The following is a 22,550-nucleotide window of genomic DNA, read 5'->3' on the forward strand; positions in this document are numbered from 1 at the left end:
CTCCGTGAGCCCCGTCCGCAGCTGTTCCCGTACCGCCTGCAGGCAGCCTGCCGTCTTCACACTCACGTACGTCTACGCCGACTCGACCGCCGTGCTCGGACCGCTGGCGACGTACGTCGAACCACACTGCTATGACCTGTGCGCGGACCACGCGGAGCGGCTGACGGCCCCGCGCGGATGGGAGGTCGTCCGGCTGCCGTCGGAGGCGGGGCAACCGAGCACCGACGATCTCGAAGCCCTCGCCAACGCCGTGCGTGAGGCGGCCAGGCCCACCCCCTCCTCGGGCGAGCCCGTGGGGCAGGGCGTGGAGGTCGGCCGGCGCGGGCACCTTCGGGTCCTGCGGTCCGCCCAGCAGAACCTGGAGCGCTGAGCCCGCCTGATCCTCTCGCGGTGCCGGCCCGCCGCCGCTTCCCGATCTTCGTGAAAGGCCTCGGAGTAACGCAGTAGGCTCGGGTCGAACAGACGTGACTAGGTGCGGAGCGGCAGTGGGCGACCTCGCCAAGATCTTCAAGGCGTACGACATCCGTGGCGTCGTGCCCGGCGAGCTCGACGAGGGCGTCGCCGAGGCCGTGGGTGCCGCCTTCGTCGAGGTGCTCGAAGCCGAGGCCGTGGTCATGGCGCACGACATGCGCGCGTCCTCGGGCCCGCTCGCCGCCGCCTTCGCCCGCGGGGCGACCGGCTGGGGCGCCGACGTGGTCGACACCGGGCTCGGCTCGACCGATCTGCTCTACTACGCCAGCGGCAGCCTCGGGTTACCGGGCGTGATGTTTACGGCCAGTCACAATCCGGCCCGTTACAACGGGATGAAGCTCTGCCGCGCGGGCGCCGTCCCCGTGGGGTCCGACACGGGTCTGGTGGAGATCCGCGACCGCGCCGCCGAGCTGCTCGCCTCGGGCGTCCGGGCCGCAGGGGGGCGCACCGGCGAGGTCACCAGGCGTGACCTGCTCGACGGGTACGCCGCCCACCTGCGCGGCCTGGTCGACATCTCCGGCATCAGGCCACTCAAGGTCGTGGTGGACGCCGGCAACGGCATGGGGGGTCACACCGTCCCGACGGTGTTCGAGGGCCTTCCGCTGGAGGTCACCCCGCTGTTCTTCGAGCTCGACGGCACCTTCCCCAACCACGAGGCCAACCCGATCGAGCCGGACAACCTCCGCGACCTGCAGAAGGCCGTGCTCGACAAGGGCGCCGACCTCGGCCTGGCCTTCGACGGCGACGCCGACCGCTGCTGGGTGGTCGACGAGCGCGGAGAGTCCGTGTCGCCCTCGACGATCACCGCCCTGGTGGCCGTGCGTGAGCTGGCCAAGCACCCGGGGTCCAGGGTGATCCACAACCTGATCACCTCCAGGGCGGTGCCCGAGATCATCGCCGAGAGCGGCGGCGTCCCGGTGCGCACCCGGGTGGGGCACTCCTACATCAAGGCCGAGATGGCCCGCACCGGGGCCGTCTTCGGCGGCGAGCACTCCGCCCACTACTACTTCCGCGACTTCTGGTTCGCCGACTCCGGCATGCTCGCGGCGCTGCACGTGCTCGCCGCCCTCGGCGAGCAGCCTCACCCGCTGTCCGGCCTCCTTGGGCGCTACTCCCGCTACGCGGCGTCCGGCGAGGTCAACAGCACCGTCGCCGACCAGGCCGCGGCCCTGGCGCGGGTCCGCGCCGAGTACGCCGGCCGTGACGGGGTGACCGTGGACGAGCTCGACGGCCTCACCGTGTCGGGGTCCGGCTGGTGGTTCAATCTCCGTCCGTCCAACACAGAGCCGCTCCTCCGGTTGAATGCCGAGGCGGCCGACGAGAAGCTAATGGCGGCGACCCGAGACGCGGTCCTCGCCGTCGTGAGGAGTTGACGTGAAGATCGACGATTGGTTGCTCGACATCCTGGCCTGCCCGGCCTGCAAGTCACCGCTCAACGCCGTCACCCAGAGCGATGAGCTGGCGTGCAGTTCCGAGACCTGCGGGCTGGTCTATCCGGTGCGCGATGACATCCCGGTGCTGCTGGTCGACGAGGCTCGCAAGGCGTGAGCCCGTTCGAGCCCGAGCGGCTGGATGACGCGGCGTTCCTGACCGAGGCCGATCCGGCGGGCATGCTGCCCGCGGTGGCGTCCTCCGGCGCGCAGGTGCGCGCCTCGCACCGTGGCGCGCAGGAGGCGGGCGTCTCCCGGCTGTCGGCCGGCGACCGTCCCCGGGCGATCGTGATCGCGGGAGTGGGCGGTTCCGCCATCGCCGGCGACATGCTCGCGGCCGTGTGCGGCGGTGGGGTCCCGATCCCGATCCTGACCGTGCGCTCCTACCGTCTGCCGGGCTGGGTGGGCGCCGCCGACCTGGTCATCGCCGTCTCCGCCTCGGGCACCACCGAGGAGACCCGGACCCTGGCGCTGGAGGCGGTGCGCCGGGGTTGCCGGCTGATCACCGTGGGCCGCGCGGGGTCGCCGCTGGCGGCGATCGCCGAGCAGGCGTCCGCCCTGCACCTGCCGGTCGTGCCGGTGCAGGGGGCGGTCCGGCTGCCCCGGGCGAACCTCTGGGGCCTGACCATGCCCCTGATCGCCATCGCGTCGGCGCTCGGGCTGGCCGAGGTGGACGCCGACGCGGTCGAGGCCACGGCCAAGCGCCTGGAGGACATCGCGCACCGCTGCCGGCCGTCGAGCGAGTCGTTCATCAACCCCGGCAAGACGCTGGCGCTGGAGATGGCCGACTCGATCCCCATGGTCTGGGGGTCCTCGCCGGTGGCGACCGCGGCGGCGCACCGGCTGGCGACCCAGCTCAACGAGAACGCCAAGTACCCGGCGCTCTGGGGTGAGATCCCGGAGGTCGATCACAACCAGGTGGTGGCGCTGGACGGGCCGCTCGCCCAGCGCGACATCTTCGGCGACGAGCCGTCCCTCGCCCTGCGGCTGATCGTGCTGCGCGACCTGGAGGAGCATCCCCAGGTGAGCAAGCGGCGCGCGATGTCGGTGCGCCTGGCGCAAGATCGTGGCGTGCCGGTCAGCGAGATCACCGCCGAGGGCGAGCATCCGCTTGAGCGGCTTGCCTCGCTGGTGGGTCTGGTGGACTACGGGAGCGTCTATCTGGCGCTGGGCTTGGGCGTCGATCCCACTCCCGTGAGCGCCATCTCGGAACTTAAGGCAAGGCTTTCCCAATAAGATCTCCTTGACCGCTTTAACCGACGGGATCAGAGCACGGTGTTACGGATGGGTGGAGACTGCGGGTGAGCGCGGGCGGCGGTACCAAGGCGATCATCGCGGCGCTGGGGGCGAACCTGGCGATCGCGGTGGCGAAGTTCGTGGCGTTCGTCTTCACGGGCTCCTCCTCGATGCTGGCCGAGTCTGTGCACTCGGTCGCCGACTCGGGCAACCAGGCGCTGCTGCTGCTCGGTGGCAAGCAGTCGAAGAAGCGCGAGAACCGCAAGCATCCCTTCGGGTACGGCCGCGAGCGCTATTTCTACGCGTTCGTGGTCGCGGTCGTGCTGTTCACGATCGGCGCGGTCTTCTCCCTGTACGAGGGCATCGAGAAGATCATGAACCCGCACCACGTGGAGTCCCCGATCTGGGCCTTCGCCGTGCTGATCTTCGCGATCGTCGCCGAGGGGTTCTCCTTCCGCACCGCCATCGTCGAGTCCAACACCATCAGGGGCGACGCCTCCTGGTTCAACTTCATCCGCAGGGCCAAGGCTCCCGAGCTCCCCGTCGTGCTGCTGGAGGACTTCGGGGCACTGCTGGGCCTGCTGTTCGCGCTCTTCGGCGTGACGATGGCCGTGGTCACGGGCAACGGCGTCTGGGACGGCGTCGGCACGCTCATGATCGGCATCCTGCTGGCGATCATCGCGGTGATCCTCGCGATCGAGACCAAGTCCCTGCTCATCGGCGAGAGCGCCACGCCGGAGATCGAGGAGAAGATCTGCGAGGCGCTCGAGAACGCGCCCGAGGTGAGCAGGGTCATCCACCTGCGCACCCTGCACCTCGGCCCCGAGGAGCTCCTGGTCGCGGCGAAGATCGCGGTGGAGGGCGGCGACACGGCCGCCGACATCGCCAAGGGCATCGACGAGGCGGAGCGGCGCATCCGCGAGGCCGTGCCGATCGCCCGGGTCATCTACCTGGAGCCCGATCTCTACCGCGCCGGCCAGGCGGCCTCCTCCTCGAACGGGGTCGGCGAAGCCCACGCCTGAGCCCCGCCGGCCGGTTGGGTGACGCGTTCGATCAGCGGTCGCGGCGGAGCAGGCGCAGGGCCTTCTCCTTCTCGAAGTCCAGCGCGCGGCGCGGGGCGTGGAGGCGGCCGATGCGCAGCGCCAGGTCGCGCACGGCCTGGGCGACGGCGGGCTCGCTGAGGACGCGCATGCCGAACGCCAGCTCGGCGGGGGACACGTCGAAGCGCCGCTCCAGCTCCATCGCCTGGGTGACCGCCGCGAGCTCCTCCGGGCCGAACCGCCGGTGCGAGCCCCGCTCGCGCGTCGGGGGCAGCAGGCCGAGGGCCTCCCGGTAGCGGAGCATCCGCGGGGACAGTCCAAGACGCTTCGCCGCCTCAGTGATGCGCATGAGCCCAATTCTTACATTCTTTTGTCAGGTTCGCAGATCTGGGGATGCATTGGGGTGCGCGCGCCTCTTAAACTCGCAGTGACGCAATGACCGGGTTGAGGGGAACAACGCTATGGACTTCAAGGTCGCCGACCTTGCGCTGGCCGATTTCGGCCGCAGGGAGATCCAGCTCGCCGAGCATGAGATGCCGGGCCTGATGGCCATCCGCCGCGAGTACGCCGAGGCGCGCCCGCTGAGCGGGGCCAAGATCATGGGCTCGCTCCACATGACCATCCAGACCGCGGTGCTCATCGAGACGCTGGTAGCGCTCGGCGCCGACGTCCGCTGGGTGAGCTGCAACATCTTCTCCACCCAGGACCACGCGGCCGCCGCGGTCGTCGTCGGCCCCGAGGGCACCGTCGACGCCCCCAAGGGCGTGCCGGTGTTCGCCTGGAAGGGCGAGACGCTGGAGGAGTACTGGTGGTGCACCGAGCAGGCGCTCTCCTGGCCCGGCGGCGGCGGCCCCAACATGATCCTCGACGACGGCGGTGACGCGACCCTGCTCGTCCACAAGGGCGCCGAGTACGAGAAGGCCGGCGCCGTGCCGACCGCGGCGGAGGACGACGCGGAGGAGTGGAAGATCATCCTCGACCTCCTGCGCCGCACGGTGTCCTCCGAGGGCCGGTGGACCGCCGTGGCCAAGGAGATCAAGGGCGTCACCGAGGAGACCACGACCGGCGTCCACCGTCTCTACGAGATGTTCAAGGCCGGCTCGCTGCTGTTCCCGGCCATCAACGTCAACGACTCGGTGACCAAGTCGAAGTTCGACAACAAGTACGGCTGCCGCCACAGCGTCATCGACGGCCTCAACCGCGCCACCGACGTCCTCATCGGCGGCAAGGTCGCCGTGGTCGCGGGGTACGGCGACGTGGGCAAGGGCTGTGCCGACGCGCTGCGCGGCCAGGGCGCGCGCGTGATCGTCACCGAGATCGACCCGATCTGCGCGCTCCAGGCGGCCATGGACGGCTTCCAGGTCACCACGCTCGACGAGGTCGTCGGCATCGCGGACATCTTCGTGACCACGACCGGCAACTTCAACATCATCACGGCCGACCACATGAGCCGGATGAAGCACAACGCGATCGTGTCCAACATCGGACACTTCGACAACGAGATCGACATGGCCGGCCTGGCCAAGCTGCCGGGCATCGTGAAGACCGAGATCAAGCCGCAGGTCCACACCTGGACCTTCGCCGACGGTCACGCGATCATCGTGCTGGCCGAGGGCCGCCTGATGAACCTCGGCTGCGCCACCGGCCACCCCAGCTTCGTGATGTCCAACTCCTTCACGAACCAGGTGATCGCGCAGATCGAGCTGTTCACCAAGACCGAGGAGTACCCCATCGGCGTCTACGTGCTGCCCAAGCACCTGGACGAGAAGGTCGCGCGCCTCCACCTCGACGCGCTCGGCGTCAAGCTGACCCAGCTCACCAAGTCGCAGGCCGAGTACATCGGCGTGGACGTCGAGGGTCCGTACAAGCCCGACCACTACCGCTACTGATCGACCGGCCTTCCGGCCAGGCGAGGTCCCCGCGCGAGGTCGCGCGGGGACCTTTCGCACACTGGGGTGTACAGGGGGAACTGTGGATGTCGCGGACGCGTCGCTCGCCGAGGCGGGTGAACGGCGCATCGACTGGGCGCTGCGCTCGATGCCCGTGCTACGGGCCATCGGGGCGCGGTTCGACGCCGCGCGCCCGCTCGACGGCCTGAAGATCGCCGCGTGCCTCCACGTGACCGCGGAGACCGCGGTGCTCGTCGGCGCGCTGAAGGCCGGCGGCGCCGAGATCGCCCTGGCGGCCTCGAACCCCCTGTCCACGCAGAACGACGTCGCGGCAGCCCTGCGGACGTACGGCGTGGCGGTGCACGCCCGCGCCGGCGTGGACCGCGACACCTACTACCGGCACCTCCACCAGGCCCTCGACATCGGGCCCGACATCGTGCTCGACGACGGCTGCGACCTGGTCAACACGCTGCACACCGAGCGCGTCGAGCTGCTCGACGGGGTCACGGGCGGGTGCGAGGAGACCACCACGGGCATCATCCGGCTGCGCCAGATGGCGGCCGAGCACGCCCTGCGCTTCCCCGTCGTCGCGGTCAACGACACCCGTACGAAGCGGATGTTCGACAACAGGTACGGCACCGGCCAGTCCACGCTCGACGGCATCATGCGGGCGACCAACACGCTGCTCGCGGGCCGCACGATCGTGGTCGCCGGATTCGGCTTCTGCGGGCGCGGCGTGGCCGAGCGGGCCAGGGGGCAGGGCGCCCGGGTCATCGTCACCGAGATCGACCCGGTCAAGGCGCTGGACGCCAGCATGCAGGGCTACGAGGTGCTGCCGATGGTCGAGGCGGCGCGCGCGGGCGACCTGTTCATCACCGTCACCGGCAACCGCGACGTCATCAGGGGCGAGCACCTCGCCGAGATGAAGGACGGCGCCATCCTCGCGAACGCCGGGCACTTCGACGTCGAGATCGACGTGCGCGCCCTGGAGGGCATGGCGAGCGAGGTCCGGCTCGGCGTGCGGCCCCACACCGACGAGTACGTCCTCGCCGACGGGCGGCGGCTGCTGCTGCTCGCCGAGGGCCGCCTGGTCAACCTGACCGCCGCGGAGGGGCACCCCGCGGCCGTCATGGACATGTCGTTCTCCGCCCAGGCGCTGGCCGTCGCCTGGCTGGCCGAGGAGCGCGTACGGCTCGCGCCCGGCGTGTACGACGTGCCGGCGGAGATCGACGCGGAGGTGGCCCGGCTGAAGCTCGCCGCGGCCGGCATCGACATCGACACGCTCACCCCCCTGCAGAGCGACTACCTGCGCTCGTGGCGCTTCGGCTCCTGAGGTCCGTTCTTCGCCCCCGTTAACCGTCTTCGGATCATCGGCGCAGGCCAGGACCATGCTCCCGGCCCGCTAGGCGGTTATGTCGCGATTCGCTGACGTTTCATCATCGAACCGGCATCACTTGCGGATCGCGCCTCGCCAACGGTTGGGTAACCGCCCTCGACAGCCACCCCTCCGGGATGGGTTCCTTCATTCAGGAGCAAGCCCCAGCAAGCCGCAGGGCGCGTCATGGTACCGGCGGAAGCCCTGCTATCGGCCACACAGGTTCCCCATCTCGGCACGAGGAGGGCACATGGCCAACACGCGCCATCTCACCATCGCGGTCGTGGCGGCGGCGACGCTGCTCGCCACGGCCTGTCAGACGGACAGCGGCGGCGGTACGGGCAACTCGGCGACTCCCGAGCAGACGGGCAAGGCGGTGCAGGGCGGCACGCTGCGGCTCGTCGGAGGCGGCGACGTCGACCACCTCGACCCCACGAGCACGTACTACGTCGTGACCAACCAGATCCTGCGGACCTACGCCCGCCAGCTCTTCACGCTGCCCGGGTCGGCGGACCCCAAGAAGGCGGTGGAGGTCGTCCCCGACGTCGCCACCGAGATCCCGACGACGTCCAACGGCGGCCTCAGCCAGGACCTGCTGACGTACACGATCAAGATGCGCGACGGCGTCCAGTGGGACACCTCGCCGCCCCGCGCGGTCACGGCGCAGGACTACGTGCGCGGCTTCAAGCGGCTCTGCAACCCGGTGGCGGGCGCGGGGGCGCCGGGCTACTACACCAGCACGATCAAGGGGATGGCCGAGTACTGCGCGGCCTACGCGAAGGCGTTCGAGAAGGACACACCCACGCCGAAGGCCCTCGCGGACTTCCAGAACTCGCACGACATCGCCGGCGTGCGGGCCAAGGACGACAAGACGATCGTCTTCACACTGGTCCAGCCCGCGGGTGACTTCCTCAACCTCCTCGCGCTGAACTTCGCCTCGGCGGCTCCCCAGGAGTACGACCAGTACGCCCCCGACGACGCGGACTTCCGGCAGCACGTGATCTCCAACGGGCCCTACAAGATCACCAAGTACGTGGCGACCAAGGAGATCCGGCTGGAGCGCAACCCGGCCTGGAAGCAGGAGTCCGACCCGGTCCGCCACCAGTACGTCCAGGCCATCGAGGTCAAGGAGGGCGTCACCGAGCCGGACAGCGTGCAGCAGCAGCTGGAGGCCGGCAGCGCCGACCTGGCCTGGGACCTGCCGGTGCCGACCGCGCAGCTTCCCCGGCTGAGCTCCTCCGGCGACCCGAACTACAAGGTCTACCCGGGCGCGATCACCAACCCGTACCTGGTGTTCAACCTCCAGAGCAAGAACGAGAACGGGGCCATGGGCAAGCTCGGGGTCCGCCAGGCCATCGAGTACGCCATCAGCAAGGTCGCGATCGGCAAGATCTACGGCGGCAAGGAGCTCAACACCCCGCTGCACACGGCGATCCCGCCGGGCAACATCGGGTACCAGGAGTACAACCCGTACCCGACGCCGAACGACGAGGGCGACGCGGCCAAGTGCAAGCAGACGCTCGCGGAGGCGGGCTACCCGAACGGCCTCACGCTCATCGGGGCGTTCCGCAACGCGGGCAACCACCCGTCGGTGTTCCAGTCGTACTCCGCGGACCTGAAGAAGTGCGGCATCACGGTCAAGGGACTGCCCGTGCGGCAGGGCGACTACTACGGCGCCTTCCTGCAGAACCCGTCGCTTGGCAAGGACAGCAAGTGGGACATCTCGGCGCCGGGATGGATCCCCGACTGGTACGGCAACAACGGCCGGTCGGTGTCGCAGCCGCTGTTCCAGACCAACTGCACCCCGGGCACGTCGAACTACGGCTGCTACAGCAACCCGCAGGTCGACGACCTGATCAAGCGGGCGCTGGCCGAGCCCGACCAGACCAAGGCGGCGGCCCTGTGGCACCAGGTGGACCAGAAGGTGCTGGCCGACGCGGTGATCGTGCCGTTCCAGAACCAGAACACGCCCATCTACCACGCGAAGCGGGTGAAGAACGCGCTCTACCTGCCGTCGTTCCAGCTCTTCGACCTCACCAACCTCTGGCTGGACCCGCCGACCCCATGACCCTCCTCGAAGTCAAGGATCTCACCGTCGGCTTCCCGACCGCGGACGGCCTGGTCCAGGCCGTCCGAGGCCTGTCGTTCAGCGTCGAGCCGGGGCGGACGCTGGCGATCGTCGGGGAGTCGGGGAGCGGCAAGACGGTGAGCACGCAGGCCATCCTCGGGCTGCTCCCCGAGGCGGACATCTCGGGGAGCGCGGTCTTCGAGGGCGTGGACCTTGTCTCGCTCGACGAGGAACGGCTCCGCCAGATCCGAGGCTCCGAGATAAGCGTGATATTTCAGGATCCGCTGACCAGCCTGCACCCGCTGTACAAGGTGGGCTGGCAGATCGCGGAGCTGATCCGCGTCCACGACTCCGGGGTGAGCCGCGCCCAGGCCAGGCGGCGCGCGGTGGAGCTGCTGGGCCTGGTCGGCATCCCCCGCCCTGACCGCAGGGTGGACGACTACCCGCACCAGTTCTCGGGCGGCATGCGGCAGCGGGCGATGATCGCGATGGCCCTCGCGCTCAACCCCAAGCTCGTCGTCGCCGACGAGCCCACCACCGCGCTCGACGCGACCGTCCAGGCGCAGATCCTGGACCTGATCACCCATCTCCAGCGGGAGTTCGACATCGCGCTGGTGCTGATCACCCACGACCTCGGGGTGGTCGCGGGGGTCGCCGACGAGGTCATGGTGATGTACGCCGGGCTGCCGGTGGAGCGGGCCGACCGGCGCACGATCTACTACCGCCCACATCATCCGTACACGAAGGGCTTGCTGGAGTCGATCCCCGGCAGCACGGGCGTGCGGCAGGGAAGGCTCCGGCCGATCCCCGGCCAGCCGCCCAGCATGATCGCGGTGCCCTCCGGCTGCGCGTTCCACCCGCGCTGCCGGTACGCCATGCCCGTGTGCGCGGCCGAGCGCCCGCCCCTCGGCCGGGTCACCGGAGACGGCGACCACGCCTCGGCCTGCTGGCTGCCGCACCAGGCCGTCGGCCTCACCGAGGAGGCGGAGGCCGTACGGCTGCGCGCCTCGGGAACCGAGGCCCGGTGAACGCGGCCCTCGCGAACGGAGGCCCGGTGAACCTTCTGGAAGTGGACGACCTGGTCAAGCACTTCCCGATCCACGAGGGCGCCGTGCTGCGCCGCACGGTCGGGCAGGTGCACGCCGTCGACCGGGTCAGCCTGACGCTGGCGCCCGGCGAGACCCTCGGCCTGGTGGGCGAGACCGGCTGCGGCAAGTCCACGCTGGCCCGCTGTATCGCGGGACTGCACCCGGTGACCTCCGGCAAGGTCACCTTCGACGGTCAGGACATCACCAACCTCTCGCGCAGTGCCATGCGGCCGTTCCGCAGGGACATCCAGGTGATGTTCCAGGACCCGTACGGCTCGCTGAACCCCCGCAGGCGCGTCGGCTCGATCATCGCCGACCCCCTGGTCATCCACGGTGTCGGCACCTCCCAGGAGCGGCGGCGCACGGTGGCGGAGCTGATGGAACGCGTCGGGCTGAACCCGGAGCACTACAACCGCTTCCCCGCGGAGTTCTCCGGCGGCCAGCGGCAGCGCATCGGCGTGGCCCGCGCCCTCGCGCTGCGCCCCCGGCTGATCATCTGTGACGAGCCGGTGTCGGCCCTCGACGTGTCGATCCAGGCCCAGATCCTCAACCTGCTCAAGGACCTCCAGGACGACTTCGGGCTGACGTACCTCTTCATCGCGCACGATCTGTCGGTGGTGCGGCACGTCAGCGACCGCATCGCGGTGATGTACCTCGGCCGGGTGGCCGAGCTGGCCGACGCCGACGAGCTGTACGAGCGCCCCCGCCACCCGTACTCCGACGCCCTGCTGTCGGCCACGGCCGTGGCCGATCCGGACGCCGCCGACCGGCGTGAGCGCGTCATCCTCACCGGCGACGTCCCCTCGCCGATCGACCCGCCGTCCGGCTGCCGGTTCCACCCGCGCTGCCCGAGGGCGCAGGAGGTCTGCGCGGCCGAGCAGCCCGCGCTGGAGGGAACCGTGCCGGAGGGTCCTGTGCTGGAGGGTCCTGTGCTGGGAGGAACCGCGCACCTGACGGCCTGCCACTTCCCGATCGATCAGCCGGCGGACGGGGGGACGAGGTGACGCTCACCGAGATACGCCCGGAGGCGGTGCCCGGCAAGGTCATCGCCGGGCGCAGCCCGTGGGCACTTGCCTGGGCGCGCATCCGCACCGACAAGGTGGCCCTGGCCTCGGCGGTCATCGTGGTCCTGCTCCTCGTGCTCGCCGCCGCCGCGCCGCTCATCGCGCAGTGGAGCGGCCACGGCCCCGACGACCAGTTCCGCGACATCGGTATCACCGACCAGGGCCTGCCGGTCGCGCCGAACGGGACGTTCTGGTTCGGCACCGACCGCCTTGGCCGCGACCTGTTCATCCGCGTCCTGTACGGCGCCCGCGTCTCGCTGGTCGTCGGCGTGGTGTCCACCGGGTTCGCGGCGCTGCTCGGGGTCGCCGTGGGGCTGCTGGCCGGGTTCTACGGCGGCGTGATCGACACGCTCCTGTCGCGGCTGATGGACGTCGTGCTGTCGTTCCCTTACCTGATCTTCGCCATCGCGGTCGTCTCCATCGCCGGGCCGTCGCTCGCCGCGACGATCGCGGTGATCGCCTTCTACTCCTGGGCGGCGATCGCCAGGATCGTGCGCGGGCAGACCCTGTCGATCAACCAGCGGGAGTACGTCGAGGCCGCCAGGTCGCTCGGCGCGAGCGACGCGCGCATCATGTTCGTCGACATCCTGCCCAACCTGCTGGCCCCGGTGATCGTGCTGGTGACCCTGCTGGTGCCGACGGCGATCGTGTTCGAGTCGACGCTGTCCTACCTCGGCCTCGGCATCGTCCCGCCCACCCCCTCCTGGGGCAACCTGCTCAGCGAGGCACAGGGCTTCTACCGGGTCGCGTGGTGGTACCTCACCTTCCCGGCGGGGAGCCTGCTGCTCGCCACGCTGGCGTTCAACCTGCTCGGGGACGGCGTCCGCGACGCGATCGACCCGAGGACCGAACGGCTCTTCAGCAGGCGCAGGGGCATCCTGCGAAGGCGGAGCGGCAGGAAGAAGAGCGTGAAGAGCAGGGAGGGCTGATCCGATGTTCCGGCGCTTCCTCATCAGGCGGGTGCTGCTCGGCGTGGTCGTGCTGTGGCTGGTCACGCTGGGGACGTTCTTCATGTTCTTCGTTGCGCCCGGCGATCCGGCGCGGACGCTGGCAGGGCGGCAGGCGACCCCCGAGCAGGTCGACCTGATCCGCCGCGACCTCGGCCTCGACCGGCCGATCCTCGTGCAGTACGGCGACTACATGGGCCGGCTGCTCCACGGTGACCTCGGCAAGTCGTACTTCAACGGGGAGCCGGTGGGCAAGCTGGTCGCCGCCGACCTGCCGCCCACCCTGTCGCTCGTCCTCGGCGGCGCGGTGCTGTGGTTCCTGGTCGGCGTCAGCGCCGGGGTGCTCAGCGCCACCCGGGCGCGCTCGCCGCTGGACAGGGCGCTGACGTTCCTGGCCCTGGCGGGAGTCTCGATGCCGACCTTCGTCATCGGGCTGCTCCTGCTGTACCTGCTGTTCTTCCAGCTCACCAAGGCCGGTGTGCCGATCTTCCCGCCCGACTCGTACGTCGGCCTCTCCGAGAGCCCTGGCGAATGGGCGCGGCACCTGATCCTGCCCTGGGTCACGCTCGCCACCGTGCAGGCCGCGACCTACCTGCGGCTCACCAGGGGGTCGATGCTCGACGTGCTGGGCGAGGACTACATCCGCACGGCCCGCGCAAAGGGGGTGCCCGAGCGCCGGGTGATCGTCCGGCACGGACTGCGGTCGGCGCTGACACCGGTGGTGTCCCAGCTCGGCGTGGACGTCGGCACGCTCATCGGGGGCGTGGTCGTCACCGAGTCGGTGTTCGGCCTCGGCGGGGTCGGGCAGGCGGTGGTCCAGGCGTTCGTCAGCGGCGACCTGCCGGTGATCATGGGGGTCGTGCTCATCAGCGCGGCGGCGGTCGTGGTGGCGAACCTGCTGGTCGACGTGGCGTACGCCCTGCTGGACGCGAGGGTGCGGCTCGCCTGACGGGGACTGAGAGGTGGGTATGGCCGGCGCGACCTCTCCCTCACGCGCCGGGCCATACCCGTTCCCACGTAGCGGGCTAATGCCCCAGTAGCCCGCTGGAACATCCCGTGCCCGTGCATGCCGCATGTATGCACAGGCTTGCCGAAAAATCTACGCCGGAGGGATGAAACCACCCGCCGTCGGCCGCGTTTCCCCTGCTGGGGACGGCCGAGCGGCGGTCGGCGTACCGTACGAAACCGCCGGCTGCCAGGAGGGCGGGGGGAGCGGGACGGGGGGCCCGGGGAGAGGGGGGACCGCTCCGTACGGCGAGGAGTGCTGCCGCATCTGGCGCGCCAGCCGTACCTCGGTGCGGCGGCGGCGCTCGGCCAGCACGGCGGCCAGATACGCGTGGGGAGGCGCGGCCGGCGGGGGCGGCGGCGAGACGAAGGTCGCGAACTGGGCGGCGATCCGGGACCCCATGTCGTGCCGGACGGCGGGGGAGAGCTGGTGCCAGCGCGAGAGGTACTGCCTCGCGGTGGCGGCGAGGTCCTCGGGCAGCCGGGAGAGCTCCAGAGTCGTCGCCCAGCGGGCGAGCGGCGCGGGCATCTCTGGCGGCGGGGCCTGGCGCGGGGCCCGCTCGGAGATCACGATGGTCCCGGAGAAGACGTCACCGAGCCGCTTACCCTGCGGGGAGATCAGCGAGCTGATCAGCGCGGGGGCGCCGAAGAACATCCAGAACTCCAGGAGCCCCGACAGGCCGCGGAACAGCGCCTGCCGGAAACGCTCCGGGCCGCCGTCGTCGCTGACGACCCGCAGGCCCATGGCCAGCTTGCCGAGGCTGCGGCCCCGGCTGAGCGTCTCGAAGATCACGGGGTAACCCACGATGACCAGCGCGCTCAGCAGGATCGTGAGCGCCACCGCGACCGCTTCCTCCGCGACGAACGACAGCATGCCGAGCAGCAGGCTCAGCCCCAGGATGGCCAGGAACTGCAGCACCATGTCGATCAGCAACGCCAGGGCCCGGCTCGGCAGCTGGGCCACCCGTACCTCTACGACGACGGCCTCGCCGGTTACGACATCTGCCACGTCCCCCACCCTATCCATCGGGCCAATAGGCTCTCGTGCGTGGACATCGACGCGTTTGTCTCCGCGCACAAGCCGACGTGGGACCGGCTCGAGACCCTGGTGCGGCGCCGCGGCTCGCTGAGCGGGCCCGAGGTGGACGAGCTGGTCGACCTCTACCAGCGCGTCGCGACGCACCTGTCCATCGTGAGGACGGGCTCCGACCAGCTCCTGGTGGGCCGGCTCTCGGCGCTCGTCGCGCGGGCGCGCTCGGCGGTCACGGGGGCGCACACGCCGGCCTGGCGGGACTTCATCCGCTTCTTCACCGTCTCGTTCCCGGTGGTCGCCTACCGTGCCCGGTGGTGGTGGGCCGTCACCTCGGCGGTGTTCCTGCTGGTCTCCCTGGCGGTCGGCATGTGGGTGGCGCGCAACCCCGACGTCCAGGCCGCCATCGCCGGACCTGAGCAGATCAAGCAGCTCGTCGAGCACGACTTCGCCGACTACTACTCCGAGCATCCGGCGGGAGCGTTCGCCGGGCAGGTGTGGATCAACAACGCCTGGGTCTCGATGCAGGTGATCGCCACCTCCGTGCTGCTCGGCATCCCGATCCCGTACATCCTCTGGCAGAACGCCGCGAACGTCGGCGTCTCCGCCGGGCTGATGGCCTCCCGCGACCGGCTCGACGTCTTCTTCGGCCTGATCACCCCGCACGGCCTGCTGGAGCTGACGGCCGTCTTCCTCGCCGCCGCCGTCGGCATGCGCCTCGGCTGGACCGCCATCGACCCGGGGCCGAGGAAGCGCACGGAGGCGCTCGCCGAGCAGGGACGGGCCGTGGTCGCCGTCGCGCTCGGCCTGGTGGTGGTCCTGCTGGTGTCGGGGCTCATCGAGGCGATGGTGACCCCCTCGGCCCTGCCCACGTGGGCGCGCGTGGGCATCGGGGTTGTGGCCGAGGCCGCGTTCCTGGCGTACGTCGTGTTCTTCGGCCGCCGGGCCCTGCGGGCCGGCGAGACCGGCGACCTCGAACGCGCCCCCGACGTCGCCCCGTCGAGCGGCGGCCGGTCGCCGGTCCCGTTCATCAGGTGAAAGTCGGGCTACAGCGCCTTCAGGAACTTCGCGGCGATCGGCGCGGCCACGCCGCCACCGGTGCCGCCGTTCTGGACGAGCACCGCGAACGCCAGGTCGTCCCGGTAGCCGATGAACCACGCGTGCGACTTCGCCCCCGCGACCTCGGCGGTGCCGGTCTTGCCCGCGGTTCCCGAGGGGAGACCGGCCTGCGCGGCGGTGCCCCGGGTGACCACGGCGCCCATCATCGCGCGCAGACCGGAGACCACGCCGCCGTCCAGCGGCACCTGGGCCGGTGAGCCGGCGGGGGGCGCGTCGGTCATGATGGCGGGCTTCCAGACGCCGCTCGCGACGGCGGCGGCCGCCTCGGCCATGCAGAGCGGGCTGGCCTGCACCGAGTTCTGGCCGATGGCGTCGGAGCCCAGCTCGTTCAGGTCCTTGTACGGGCTGATCCGGCAGAAGCTGAGGCCGGGCTTCTCGCGGAACCCGAAGCGGTCGGCGGCCTCGGCGCGAAGGCGGTCGTCGCGCAGCCGCTCGTAGGTCTGCCGCACGAAGGTGGTGTTGCAGGACAGGGCGAACGCCGTGGTGAGGGTCACGGTGCCGTGGTCGGCGCCCCCGTCGTTGGTGAAGGTCCTTGCGTTCGGGATGGTGTAGCTCCCCGGGCACGCCACCTGCGACTCCGGAGTCAGGCCGGTGCCGAACAGGGCGGCGGAGGTCACCACCTTGAACGCCGAACCCGGCGGGTACAGGCCGTTGAACGCCCGCCTGCCGCCCAGCGTGTCCGCCACCGCGCGCACCTGGCCGGACCGGGCGTCCATGGCCACGATCGCCGAGGGCTGCCCGACGCCGTCCAGCGCGCGGGCGGCGGCCGCCTGGACGGCCTGGGAGATCGTGCTGCGCGTTTCCGGCTGCGGCGGGGTGGGGGAGGCCAGGAGCACCCGGCCCGAGGGCACCTCCTCCAGCTTCAGGGTGACCACCGACGCGTCCAGCCCGGTGAAGTAGTCGCCCGCCCTGCTGTCGGAGGGGAAGTGCAGGCCCTCTCGGGTGAGCGTGGACGGCCTTCGGACCTGGGTCTCCTTGAGCCGGATGCTCCCGCCGTCCTTGAGGGAGGGGTGCAGCGTCTCGGGGGCCCAGAGCACCTTCCAGGCCCCGTTCCGGGACGCCAGGCGCAGCACCGAGGAGAACGGCCAGCGGCCCAGCCCCGTGACCTCCCGGACCCCCTGGAAGGGCACCTCGGCCGCCTCCTCGCCCTGGCGGCGCACCGCGCCCGGGCTGAGCGAGAGGGACGCGATCCGCAGGTCGGCCGTGAACCGCCGGTGCCGATCGGCGAAGTCGGCCGGAGGGCCGTCAACCAGTGCGGCCATGGTGGCGAAGTCTCCGGCCCGCCAGGCGTCGAAGTAGCGCGTCGCGGTCGCCTCGGGACCCGTCGGCACGGCCGCCTGGGACGTCTCGGCGGCGGGCGAGGGCGCCTGGGTCGTGGCCTCCATCGGCGGCGGCGTCTCGGCCGGCAGGAGGGTCGGCGCGGGCGCCGAGGCCGGTGGCGCCCCGCCGGTCGACCGTACGGGCGCGGGGGACTGCCGCGCCCGTGGCGAGGCGTCCACGGGGCCCGGACCGGTCACCAGCGCGTACACGCCGAACGCGATGATCGCCACCACCAATGCGATCATCACGAGAGGCCATCGCTCGCGCATGCAGTTGACACCGCCCGGTTTCCACGCGTGTATACCAGCGAAAAGATCGTAAACGTGGCAACAAGCGTGGACCAGGCTTTTCCCTTGAACGGCAGATTGCTCGCCGCTAAAGCGTCAATTGAATGCGGGCCGGAACTCCTCGGCCGCGCGGTCGGCGCCTGCTTCCCCGGTGCGGGCGCGCTGCGCGCCCGCACCGGCACCTCCGCACGACGACCTGATCGGACTATGTGGCGGCGGACACGACGCTCTGCGCATGCCCGCGCCTGCGGCAAGGGCGTCCGCCTTAAATCGGATATAGAGGTATAAACTTCGCGAATGGGGTGAATCAGGGGGGCTGTGATGGACGATTCCCATGGGCGTATCGGTCGAGGTGCGATCGGCGGCGCTCAAGGGGAGGGCGCCGGGGTTCGGCGGCGCTCGTTCCTCAAGGGCGCGATGGCGCTGGGCGCGGCGGGTGTCGCGGCAGGCAGGATGCCCGAGGCCACCGCGCGCGCCGCGACAGGCCACGGCCCCTCCACGTTCCCGTTCCACGGGCTTCACCAGGCCGGGATCGACCGGCCGCCCCCGACGCAGGCCCAGCCGGTCGCCGGCTTCGCCTCGTTCGAGGTGACCGCGGCGAACCGGAACCAGCTCACCGACCTCTTCCGCGCTCTCACCGACCGCGCCCGCTTCCTCGCCTCCGGTGGCGCGCCGCCGAACACGGCACCACGGGACAACGACCTCCTGGGCGCGATGGTCGTGCCTGACGGCCTCACCATCACCGCGGCCGTCGGCGCGTCGCTGTTCGACGACAGGTACGGCCTCGCCCCGCGCAAGCCCGTACAGCTGGAGAGGATGCGGGCGTTCGAGCACGACGATCTCGATGAGGAGCAATGCCACGGTGACCTGCTGCTACAGCTGTGCGCGAACCACCAGGACGTGCTGGCGCACGCGCTGGTCGACATCATGGCGCACACCGACGGTGCCCTGCGGCCGCGCTGGCGGGCGGACGGGTTCCGGAACCCACCCCGCCCGAGCGGCACCCCGCGCGACATGCTCGGCTTCAAGGACGGCATCGCCAACCCCGACACCGGCGACGCGCGGCAGATGAACCAGCTGGTCTGGGCGCAGCCGCGGACGCGGGAGCCCGCCTGGACGGCCGGCGGCACGTATCAGGCCGTTCGCGTCGTCCGCTTCTTCATCGAGAAATGGAACACGGTTCCGATCGGGCGGCAGGAAAGCATCATCGGCCGCCGCAAGGCCACCGGCGCCCCCATGTACGGCACCGACGAGAGCCAGGACCCGGTGTACACCAACGACCCGCAGGGCAGGCTGACCCCGCTGCACGCCCACATCCGCCTGGCCAACCCGCAGACGCCGGAGACGGCCGCCACCAGCGCGATCCTGCGCCGCAGCTACCAGTTCGACCGGGCTCCCCGCCCGGGCGGCGCGACGGACATGGGGCACGTCTTCTGCTGCTACCAGCGGGAACTGCACACCTACATCGCCATGCAGACCCGGTTGGAGAGCGAGCCCCTGGTCGAGTACATCAGCCCCTTCGGCGGCGGCTACTTCTTCGTGCTGCCCGGCGTGCGGGACACCCATGACCACTACGCGAGCGGCCTGCTGGCGACCTGATCGGGGATGCGGATGCGACGTCTGGCCCGGGAGAGGCTGATCGGTCTGTGCTTCCTCGTCCTGGTGGCGGGGATCGCTCCGGCCTCCGGCACCGTGCGTGCCGTCGCTGATGGGGGACGGCCGGCCGATTCGCTCCTGTACGTGACCAACCAGTTCGACGGCACGCTATCGGTGGTGGACACGCGTACGAGAAAGGTGATCGCGACCGTTCAGGTCGGCAGTGCCCCGTCGGGGGTGGCGGTGAGCCCGGACGGTCGTCTGGTCTACGTCGCCGACCAGGATTCCGGCGACCTGTGGCTGGTCGACGCGCGTGCGCGGCGGGCGGTCGCGGCCGTACGGGTCGGCGGGGCGCCGACGGCTGTGGCGGCGAGCCCGGACGGGCGGTTCGCCTACGTCGCCGGCGGCGGATCGAACAGCGTGTCGGTGATCGACGTGAGCGCCCGCCGGGCCACCGCGACCGTACCGGTGGGGACGGAACCGGTCGGCGTGGCGGTGAGCCCGGACGGTCGCAGGGCCTACACAGCCGACGAGGGATCGAACACCGTGTCGGTGATCGACACCCGCGCCGGCCGCGTGACCGCGACGGTGCCGGTGGGGTCCGGGCCGGTCGGCGTGGCGGTCAGCCCCGATGAAAGATCCGCCTATGTCGTGAACGAGGCCGCCGCGAGCCTCTCGGTGATCGACACACGTGCCTCGCGGGTGGTGGCGAACGTGCCGGTCGGCGTGGGGCCCTTCGGCGTGGCGGTAGGTCGGGGGCACGCTTATGTGGCGGGCCTCGGAACCGCCACCGTGCCGGTGGTCGACACGGGCACCCGGCGGGTCGTGGCGAGGATCAAGGACGGCACCCCGGGCATCACGGATCCGTTCGCGGTCGCGGTCGGAAGGGACGCCATCTACGTCGTCAACCAGGGCGACGGCGACGTCGCGGTGATCGACCCGGCGGCGAACAGGGTCGTCGCGACCATCCCGGTCGGTTCCACTCCGTACGGGATCGCGGTCGCCCCCGCTCGCTAGCGGCGGCGCGCCGGAGATCGGTCAGAGGCGGCCGGTGGCTTTCATGGCCAGGTAGGTGTCGGCGAGGGCGGGGGCCAGGTCGTCGGGGGTGGCGTCCACGACTTCGCAGCCGTGGCGGCGTAGCCGGGCCGTGAGCCGTGCGCGCTCGCCGCGCAGGTGCTCGGCCGCCGCCGCGTCGTAGACCTGCTCGGCCGTGCCACGGCCCGCCGCCATCTCGGCGACGCGCGGATCGGCGACGGCGGCGACCAGCACGACGTGGCGCGAGGCGAGCTGGGGGAGCACAGGGAGCAGGCCCTCCTCCATGGCCGCCGGGTTCAGGTCGGTGAGCAGGACGACCAGGCACCGCCGCTTGGCCCTGGCCAGTACGGCCGCGACCATGCTCGCGGAGTCCGCCTCGACCAGCTCGGCCTCGATGGGCGCCATCACGTTGACCAGCGCCGACAGCGAGTCCGTACGGGAGGCGCCGGACATCCACGCCCGTACGGCGCGGTCGTGGGCGAGGAAGTCGACGCGGTCCCCGGCGCGGGTCGCGAGGGCGGCCAGCAGCAGGGCGGCGTCCATCGACCAGTCGAGACGCGGCCATCCGGCGGCGGTCGTGGCCGCGACGCCGTCCGCGCGGCGCCCCGACCCGCCCACCGGGAGAGCCGGGAGAAGCGGGGAGGTGCCGCTGCCGGGGCCGGGCGGTGCGGGGATGGGGGAGGTGCCGACGCGGCCGGCCGAGGTGCGGCCGGTGTCGAGGACGATCAGGACGCGGCGGTCGCGTTCGGGGCGCCAGGTCCTGACGACCACGTCCGAGCGGCGGGCGGTGGCACGCCAGTCGATCGAGCGCACGTCGTCGCCCACGACGTACTCGCGCAGGGAGTCGAACTCCGTGCCCTGGCCGCGCACCAGGGCCGGATGCTGCCCCTCCAGCTCGCGGAGCTTGGACAGCTTCGCGGGCAGGTGCTTGCGGCTGAGGAAGGGCGGCAGCACCCGCACGGTCCAGGGCACGTGGTGCGACCCCTGGCGGGCGGCCACGCCGAGGGGGCCGAGCGACCGCACCGTGATCGTGACGGCCTGGCGGTCGCCGCGCCGCGACGGCGTGAGCGTCGTGACGAGGCGGCGGCGCTCGCCGCCCGGGACGTCGAGGCGCAGGTGGCGCGGGCTCGCGCCGGCCGACGGCGGCCAGGCGTCACGCAGCGTGCCGCGTACGCGCCGACGTCCGGGGTTCTCGACGACCAGCTCCACCGCGACCGACTCGCCCAGCCGTACGAGACGCTCGCCCGCGCGCCGGAAGCGCAGCGGGCGCACGCCCCCGGCGAACAGCAGGTCGACCGCGACGAGCGCGCACAGCAACAGCAGCAGGCCGAGCACGGCGTAGGCGGGTCGCGGGGCGAACAGCACGCCCACGGCGCCCAGCGCCGCGATCAGCCCCGCGCGGCCGGTCAGCGCCATCAGCGGGGGACCGGGACCGAGGCGAGCACGCCGTCGAGCAGCCCGTCCGGTGTCGCGCCCTCCAGCTCGGCTTCGGGACGGAGCTGGACGCGGTGCCGCAGGGCGGGCTTGGCCAGGGCCTTCACGTCGTCCGGGGTGACGTAGGACCGGCCGGACAGCCAGGCCCAGGCACGGGCGGCCGCGAGCAGCGCGGTCGCGCCACGCGGGGACACGCCGAGCTGCAGGGACGGGGACAGGCGGGTGGCCCGGGCCAGGTCGACGATGTACCCGAGCACCTCGGGAGCCACGTGGACCTTGGCGACCTCGGCCCGCGCCGCGGCGAGGTCGGCGGCCGTCGCCACCTGCTTGACGTGCGACAGGTCCTTCGGGTCGAAGCCGAGCGCGTGGCGTTCGAGCACCGCGATCTCCTGGTCGCGCGGCGGCAGCGGCACGGTCAGCTTGAGCAGGAACCGGTCGAGCTGCGCCTCCGGCAGCTGGTAGGTGCCTTCGTACTCGATGGGGTTCTGCGTGGCGACCACCACGAACGGGTCGGGCAGTCTCACCGGCGAGCCGTCCACGCTGACCTGCCGCTCCTCCATGGCCTCAAGCAGCGCGGCCTGGGTCTTCGGAGGCGTGCGGTTGATCTCGTCGGCGAGCAGGAGGTTGGTGAAGATCGGGCCTTCGCGGAAGGCGAACTCCGCCGTCTTGGCGTCGTACACCAGCGAGCCGGTGATGTCTCCCGGCATCAGGTCGGGCGTGAACTGCACCCGCTTGAAGTCCATGGACAGGGTGGCGGACAGCGTGCGCACCAGCAGCGTCTTGGCCACGCCGGGGACGCCCTCCAGCAGCACGTGCCCCTTGCACAGCAGGGCGATCACCAGTCCGGTGACCACGGCGTCCTGCCCCACGACGGCCTTGCCCACCTCGGCGCGCAGCGCTCCGAGGGCGTCCCTGGCCAGGTCGCCGGGGATGGAGCCGGACGGCTCGCGGGCCGGGGGCGGCGGGACGTCCGCGGGGACGCCGGCCGGAGGCGGCGGCGTCCCGGAAGGCCCGTAGGACGGCCCGGGAGGTGTGGAAGGACCTGGATATCCCGAAGGGCCCTGGCCTTCGACGGGCTCGGGAAGTCCTGGACCTCCGGGAGCCGCCGAGGGGTGA

Annotated in this window: 20 protein-coding genes; 15 read left to right on the forward strand and 5 right to left on the reverse strand. The window is 71.4% G+C overall.

What is annotated here, in order from left to right:
- Positions 1-4 precede the first annotated feature (4 nt).
- The 5 genes from ACOZ38_RS06915 to ACOZ38_RS06935 all read left to right on the forward strand — a co-directional run bounded on the left by ACOZ38_RS06915 (position 5) and on the right by ACOZ38_RS06935 (position 4,159).
- Positions 5-370 (forward strand): DUF3499 domain-containing protein, encoded by a 366-nt coding sequence (locus ACOZ38_RS06915; protein WP_405144871.1) that lies wholly within the window; start codon positions 5-7, stop codon positions 368-370.
- Between the two features lie 115 nt (positions 371-485).
- Positions 486-1,844: a phosphomannomutase/phosphoglucomutase gene (locus tag ACOZ38_RS06920; protein WP_424529288.1), complete on the forward strand. Its 1,359-nt coding sequence runs from the start codon at positions 486-488 to the stop codon at positions 1,842-1,844.
- Between the two features lies 1 nt (position 1,845).
- On the forward strand, positions 1,846-2,019 hold the full coding sequence (locus ACOZ38_RS06925; RefSeq protein ID WP_358548907.1) for a Trm112 family protein: 174 nt from the start codon (positions 1,846-1,848) through the stop codon (positions 2,017-2,019).
- Positions 2,016-3,137, forward strand: a complete 1,122-nt coding sequence (locus ACOZ38_RS06930) for an SIS domain-containing protein (RefSeq protein ID WP_424529289.1) — start codon at positions 2,016-2,018, stop codon at positions 3,135-3,137. Before ACOZ38_RS06925 ends, ACOZ38_RS06930 begins: the two co-directional genes overlap by 4 nt.
- A gap of 65 nt (positions 3,138-3,202) precedes the next feature.
- On the forward strand, positions 3,203-4,159 hold the full coding sequence (locus tag ACOZ38_RS06935) for a cation diffusion facilitator family transporter (RefSeq protein ID WP_424529290.1): 957 nt from the start codon (positions 3,203-3,205) through the stop codon (positions 4,157-4,159).
- A 31-nt stretch (positions 4,160-4,190) separates the two neighbouring features.
- Here the strand turns inward: ACOZ38_RS06935 and ACOZ38_RS06940 are convergent, their stop codons facing one another.
- Positions 4,191-4,526: a MerR family DNA-binding transcriptional regulator gene (locus ACOZ38_RS06940; RefSeq protein ID WP_424529291.1), complete on the reverse strand. Its 336-nt coding sequence runs from the start codon at positions 4,524-4,526 to the stop codon at positions 4,191-4,193.
- Positions 4,527-4,638: 112 nt separating this feature from the next.
- Here ACOZ38_RS06940 and ahcY point away from each other — a divergent pair, with 112 nt between their 5' ends.
- The 7 genes from ahcY (at position 4,639) to ACOZ38_RS06975 (ending at position 13,557) form a co-directional block, all read left to right on the forward strand.
- Positions 4,639-6,066, forward strand: coding sequence for an adenosylhomocysteinase (gene ahcY, locus ACOZ38_RS06945; protein ID WP_424529292.1), 1,428 nt, complete (start codon positions 4,639-4,641; stop codon positions 6,064-6,066).
- Positions 6,067-6,148: 82 nt separating this feature from the next.
- Complete coding sequence (locus tag ACOZ38_RS06950) at positions 6,149-7,399, forward strand: adenosylhomocysteinase (RefSeq protein WP_424529293.1); 1,251 nt, start codon at positions 6,149-6,151, stop codon at positions 7,397-7,399.
- Between the two features lie 292 nt (positions 7,400-7,691).
- Positions 7,692-9,509, forward strand: a complete 1,818-nt coding sequence (locus ACOZ38_RS06955) for an ABC transporter substrate-binding protein (protein WP_424529294.1) — start codon at positions 7,692-7,694, stop codon at positions 9,507-9,509.
- On the forward strand, positions 9,506-10,537 hold the full coding sequence (locus tag ACOZ38_RS06960) for an ABC transporter ATP-binding protein (protein WP_424529295.1): 1,032 nt from the start codon (positions 9,506-9,508) through the stop codon (positions 10,535-10,537). Before ACOZ38_RS06955 ends, ACOZ38_RS06960 begins: the two co-directional genes overlap by 4 nt.
- Before the next feature lie 26 nt (positions 10,538-10,563).
- Complete coding sequence (locus tag ACOZ38_RS06965) at positions 10,564-11,601, forward strand: ABC transporter ATP-binding protein (protein ID WP_424529296.1); 1,038 nt, start codon at positions 10,564-10,566, stop codon at positions 11,599-11,601.
- The gene (locus tag ACOZ38_RS06970; RefSeq protein ID WP_424529297.1) at positions 11,598-12,590 is read left to right on the forward strand and encodes an ABC transporter permease; all 993 of its coding nucleotides are present in this window, start codon (positions 11,598-11,600) and stop codon (positions 12,588-12,590) included. Before ACOZ38_RS06965 ends, ACOZ38_RS06970 begins: the two co-directional genes overlap by 4 nt.
- A 4-nt stretch (positions 12,591-12,594) precedes the next feature.
- Entirely contained in the window at positions 12,595-13,557 is a 963-nt protein-coding gene (locus ACOZ38_RS06975; protein ID WP_424529298.1) for an ABC transporter permease, read from the forward strand.
- Positions 13,558-13,707: 150 nt separating this feature from the next.
- Here the strand turns inward: ACOZ38_RS06975 and ACOZ38_RS06980 are convergent, their stop codons facing one another.
- Positions 13,708-14,622, reverse strand: a complete 915-nt coding sequence (locus ACOZ38_RS06980; protein ID WP_424529299.1) for an RDD family protein — start codon at positions 14,620-14,622, stop codon at positions 13,708-13,710.
- Positions 14,623-14,661: 39 nt separating this feature from the next.
- Between ACOZ38_RS06980 and ACOZ38_RS06985 the strand changes: the two genes are divergently transcribed.
- Positions 14,662-15,681 carry a stage II sporulation protein M gene (locus ACOZ38_RS06985; RefSeq protein ID WP_424529300.1) on the forward strand — a complete coding sequence of 340 codons (1,020 nt, stop codon included), beginning with the start codon at positions 14,662-14,664 and terminating at the stop codon, positions 15,679-15,681.
- An 8-nt stretch (positions 15,682-15,689) separates the two neighbouring features.
- On the opposite strand, the gene ACOZ38_RS06990 is transcribed toward ACOZ38_RS06985, so the two are convergent.
- Complete coding sequence (locus ACOZ38_RS06990; protein WP_424529301.1) at positions 15,690-17,327, reverse strand: penicillin-binding transpeptidase domain-containing protein; 1,638 nt, start codon at positions 17,325-17,327, stop codon at positions 15,690-15,692.
- A 363-nt stretch (positions 17,328-17,690) separates the two neighbouring features.
- Here ACOZ38_RS06990 and ACOZ38_RS06995 point away from each other — a divergent pair, with 363 nt between their 5' ends.
- Together ACOZ38_RS06995 and ACOZ38_RS07000 are read left to right on the forward strand one after the other, a co-directional pair.
- The gene (locus ACOZ38_RS06995) at positions 17,691-18,968 is read left to right on the forward strand and encodes a Dyp-type peroxidase (protein ID WP_424529302.1); all 1,278 of its coding nucleotides are present in this window, start codon (positions 17,691-17,693) and stop codon (positions 18,966-18,968) included.
- A 12-nt stretch (positions 18,969-18,980) separates the two neighbouring features.
- Entirely contained in the window at positions 18,981-19,982 is a 1,002-nt protein-coding gene (locus ACOZ38_RS07000) for a cytochrome D1 domain-containing protein (protein ID WP_424529303.1), read from the forward strand.
- 21 nt (positions 19,983-20,003) lie between these two features.
- Here the strand turns inward: ACOZ38_RS07000 and ACOZ38_RS07005 are convergent, their stop codons facing one another.
- Both ACOZ38_RS07005 and ACOZ38_RS07010 read right to left on the reverse strand, forming a co-directional pair.
- Entirely contained in the window at positions 20,004-21,416 is a 1,413-nt protein-coding gene (locus ACOZ38_RS07005) for a DUF58 domain-containing protein (protein WP_424529304.1), read from the reverse strand.
- Positions 21,416-22,366, reverse strand: coding sequence for an AAA family ATPase (locus ACOZ38_RS07010; protein WP_424536966.1), 951 nt, complete (start codon positions 22,364-22,366; stop codon positions 21,416-21,418). Before ACOZ38_RS07010 ends, ACOZ38_RS07005 begins: the two co-directional genes overlap by 1 nt.
- Positions 22,367-22,550 lie beyond the last annotated feature (184 nt).

The sequence above is a fragment of the Sphaerisporangium viridialbum genome (assembly GCF_049674955.1).
Lineage (GTDB): Bacteria > Actinomycetota > Actinomycetes > Streptosporangiales > Streptosporangiaceae > Sphaerisporangium > Sphaerisporangium viridialbum.

Bases quoted from the DNA above. Each gene is read 5' to 3' on its own strand.
- ACOZ38_RS06975 (WP_424529298.1), top strand. From the start codon at position 12,595: ATGTTCCGGCGCTTCCTCATCAGGCGGGTGCTGCTCGGCGTGGTCGTG.
- ACOZ38_RS06990 (WP_424529301.1), bottom strand. From the start codon at position 17,327: ATGATCGCATTGGTGGTGGCGATCATCGCGTTCGGCGTGTACGCGCTG.
- ACOZ38_RS06940 (WP_424529291.1), bottom strand. From the start codon at position 4,526: ATGCGCATCACTGAGGCGGCGAAGCGTCTTGGACTGTCCCCGCGGATG.
- ahcY (WP_424529292.1), top strand. From the start codon at position 4,639: ATGGACTTCAAGGTCGCCGACCTTGCGCTGGCCGATTTCGGCCGCAGG.
- ACOZ38_RS06960 (WP_424529295.1), top strand. From the start codon at position 9,506: ATGACCCTCCTCGAAGTCAAGGATCTCACCGTCGGCTTCCCGACCGCG.
- ACOZ38_RS07005 (WP_424529304.1), bottom strand. From the start codon at position 21,416: ATGGCGCTGACCGGCCGCGCGGGGCTGATCGCGGCGCTGGGCGCCGTG.
- ACOZ38_RS06955 (WP_424529294.1), top strand. From the start codon at position 7,692: ATGGCCAACACGCGCCATCTCACCATCGCGGTCGTGGCGGCGGCGACG.
- ACOZ38_RS07000 (WP_424529303.1), top strand. From the start codon at position 18,981: ATGCGACGTCTGGCCCGGGAGAGGCTGATCGGTCTGTGCTTCCTCGTC.
- ACOZ38_RS06995 (WP_424529302.1), top strand. From the start codon at position 17,691: ATGGACGATTCCCATGGGCGTATCGGTCGAGGTGCGATCGGCGGCGCT.